The following is a 3,704-nucleotide window of genomic DNA, read 5'->3' on the forward strand; positions in this document are numbered from 1 at the left end:
TAACAGGAGAAGATGTGACAGCTAAGTTCGATATTCAAATCGTTGACGGTGTGATTACTGCAACATCTAAAGCTGACCTTACTAAGTCACTTGGCGATGCAGAAAACACACAAGTGATCGATACTGCCAAATTGGCATTCGGACGCTACTACAAGTTCGATATTCCTGCAACTATCAAAGGCACTGCTAAAGATGGTGTAGACATCGAAAATACTGCGTCACAAATCGTTCACCAATACGACCCAACTAAGAAGTCTGTTGAAAAACCAGAAAAACCAACAGAAAAACGTGTAGTCAATATCCCAACTAAGGTTGAGTTTGAATTCACTAAGAAACTTGAAGGTCGTGAACTTAAACCTGGTGAGTTTAGCTTCGTACTTAAAGATAGCAAGGGTAATGTGATCGAAACTGTAAGCAATGATGCTAACGGTAAGATCAAGTTCTCAGCACTTGAGTACAAACGTGGTGAAGAAGGTACTCACGTCTACACAGTAGAAGAAGTACAAGGTAACGATGCAACTGTTGCCTACGATAAGATGGTAGCTACAGTCGTTGTTTCAGTAACTAAAGACGGTAAAGTCTTGACAGTAACTTCTCAATTGCCAGAAGATACTGAGTTCAACAACACTGTTATCCCACCAAATACACCACCAACAACTCCACCAAACACACCTCCTACTACACCACCAACTACGCCTCCAACACCACCGACTCCTCCAACTCCAGTGGTTCCACCAGTGACACCACCAACTACACCAGAAGCTCCTAAAGGACCAGCACTCCCTGAAACAGGTGATGATGCGTCTATGGCAGCTATGGCTCTCGGAGGAATCCTTGCGGCAGCTGGACTTGGTTTGGCAGGAAAACGCAAAAAAGAAGACTAAGATAGTTCATAGGTTAAATCCCTCAACATAGTTAGTTAGACTATTTCAGTTTTCGAAAAAGAGACTCACCCCGATAGGGGTGAGTCTCTTTTGTGTCTAAAAATAATCTGACAAATATATTTTTCTGATTATTAAATTAGTTATAGGGATAAGTATGAATAAACTTATAGAATTATTTTAAAATCAGGGGATAACTTATAAAAAGTATTTATAACGAGTTATAATAAAATTGTAATAGCTAAACTTAAGTGAGCAGATGTTTATATTATAAAAGATTATAAAAAAAGAAAATAATAAAATTATGGGATTTTGTATTGAAAATTTACATTTTTTTGATAACATAATGGAAAGGGGATTAGAATAAATTTTTAGGAAGGGCAATTGGATAGTTAGAATTCCAATTGTTTTGGAGAACTATGGGTAAAGATTTATTCAATGAGAAGAAAAGTCGCTTTTCTCTCCGCAAATTAAATATCGGGGTTTGTTCGGTATTGCTAGGAACACTTATTATGATTGGTGGGACTGCACAAGCAGATGAAAATACTGAAACGACAGCTGCACCGATTACGCCAGTAGCAGAAGCAGGTGAAACGACGGCGTCTTTAGTCGAGACTAGAACAGTCGCAGAGACAACGCCTGCAGTGACAAATCCTGTTGCAAGTGCAACAGCTGCAACAAGTGCTGAAGCACCAGCTACTGTCGCAACGCCTGCGACGTCAACAGCGCCTGCAACAACTACGGAGAGCGCTACATCACAAGCTGCAGCAACATCAGAAGCACAAGCAAGCACATCAGCAGCTCCAACTTCTGAAACTGCACAAGCATCGACTTCAGAGGCTGCTCAAGCAAGTAATTCTTCTGAAGCTGAAAAACCACGCGTTCGTTCACGTCGTGCGGTTCCTGCTGCAGCATCTACATCTGCAACAGAAGCATCTACTAAGAATGTATCAACTTCAATTGAAGCTGGTGACGAATATGTTACGATTCGTACAGATGCAGCTTCAACTGTTAAGGTAACGGTAGATGGTCAAGAAGTCTCAATTAACGGGGCAGATGGTGTTTATACCTTCAAACGTCCATCAGCAGGTGGTACTGTCGTAGCAACAGCTACAGATGCGTCTGGTAAAAATGCTACGAAACAGTTAATTGTCTCACCAAGTACTGTAAATGGTGTCATTAAACCTAGTGATTCATCACTTACAATTACTAATAAATTTGACACTACTGGTATCACAACTGATAAGGAATCTCCTTACGTTGTTAAGAACGCTGGTGTTGAGTTTAATAAAGTCAATGACGATGGTACCATCTCTCTTACTGGGACATCATGGACGCGTCTTGCGGGTGGATGGGCTAAGGATAAAGCTTTCCCTCTTGGAGCTCATGTGATTTTGAACTTCCAAAATCCAACCTTCTATGAAAATATTGAAAAAATCACAATCAAACCAACGGCATCAGGAAGTGCACAAAGCTTTACACCTCATGAAGATGGTTCAGTTTGGTCAGTTCCAATTGCCAACAACACTGTAGCTTCTGGTGGTATTGGGGCAGCTTATGACCACCCAATTACTATTACCTTGAAAAATGGCAAGACCTTAAACGATCTTGGACTTGCAAACACACCATTGTCATTCTCATCTGCATGGATTACAGGTAAGGACTACGGTAGAGTAATTCCTAATAAATTGGTTCGTGAAAGTATTGACAACTCATGGTTTATTGCCTCAGATAACGCTAAGAAAACTGCGTCTGATAATGGTTTGACCAACGCCTTTACAGGAACTCCTGGTAAGGGTGTGAATACACAACCAACTCTAAAAGTACTTCCACGTTTTACAAGCGATGGTAAGGCAGATTCAATTGAATTGGTTTATACCATGAAAGTATCTGCGGCTATGGGTGTTGTGAACTTAGGTTCAAATACCTTCCAATCTGTGCCTTATATCGAACAAGAATTGCCTAAGAGTCTCTTGCCATATCTTGATTTGAATGAAACTTATATTTACAAATCTGATGCGGATGGCTCTGCTGTAAGTGGTGTTCAAAAAACTAAGGTTGTCATGGATGCATCAGGGAAACTTGATACACGTAAGACAGATGCTATTAGTATTGCGACAAAATCTAACCCATCACAAAGTGATGTTGATAAGGTTCGTAGTTATATTGACAAAAATATCTTAGGTACTGCCTCAGGGCAACTTGGTTCATATACCATTTCTTACAAGATTAAAAACACAGTTGATTCAGTCGAATTGGCTAAGAAATTGAATGCTGAAATCAAGAAAAATAACGGCATGCTTCTCTTTGAGCAATGGATGGAACGTGGTGTTAAACCAAACTTGAATGCTATCCAACGTAGCTGGAAAGGTAATACCGAAGGGGTTCATCAAGGGTCATATGCAAATGCCTTCCTTGATACTAACCTATTGATTGTTAATGCACCTAAGAATCAAACTTATGATGTGACTTACAGTAAATCAGTAGTCACTGCTGGAGACACAACTCAGCCACAAATTCCACTTGTACGTGATGTCGAAGGTAAGGAAGTATCTGTGCCTTCTGGTACAACTTTCAAAGCTGGCACACTTCCAGCTGGAATTGACTCTGTTTCTGTTGATGAAAGTACAGGGGCTATCACAAGTAAGACTTCTGCCAATGCGACTCCTGGCTTGGTAAATGTGCCAATGCTTGTGACATATCCTGATGGAACAACTGAAACAGTCAATGTCCCAATTGAAATCAAGGCTAAACAAACAGATGCTGATAAGTATGAACCAACTGCAAAAGATCAAACCGTTAACGTAGGCGAAACACCAGACG

The 3,704-nt window shown here is 40.4% G+C and carries 2 protein-coding genes; both read left to right on the plus strand.

Annotated elements, in window-relative coordinates:
- A partial coding sequence (locus tag HMPREF3112_RS11735; protein WP_256262676.1) for a Spy0128 family protein occupies positions 1–884 on the plus strand: 884 nt, incomplete at its 5' end.
- 416 nt (positions 885–1,300) lie between these two features.
- Positions 1,301–3,704 (plus strand): YPDG domain-containing protein (locus HMPREF3112_RS11505; protein ID WP_141738656.1); only part of this gene is annotated, 2,404 nt, incomplete at its 3' end.

Source organism: Streptococcus sp. HMSC10E12 (assembly GCF_001807855.1).
GTDB classification, from domain to species: Bacteria; Bacillota; Bacilli; order Lactobacillales; family Streptococcaceae; genus Streptococcus; species Streptococcus salivarius.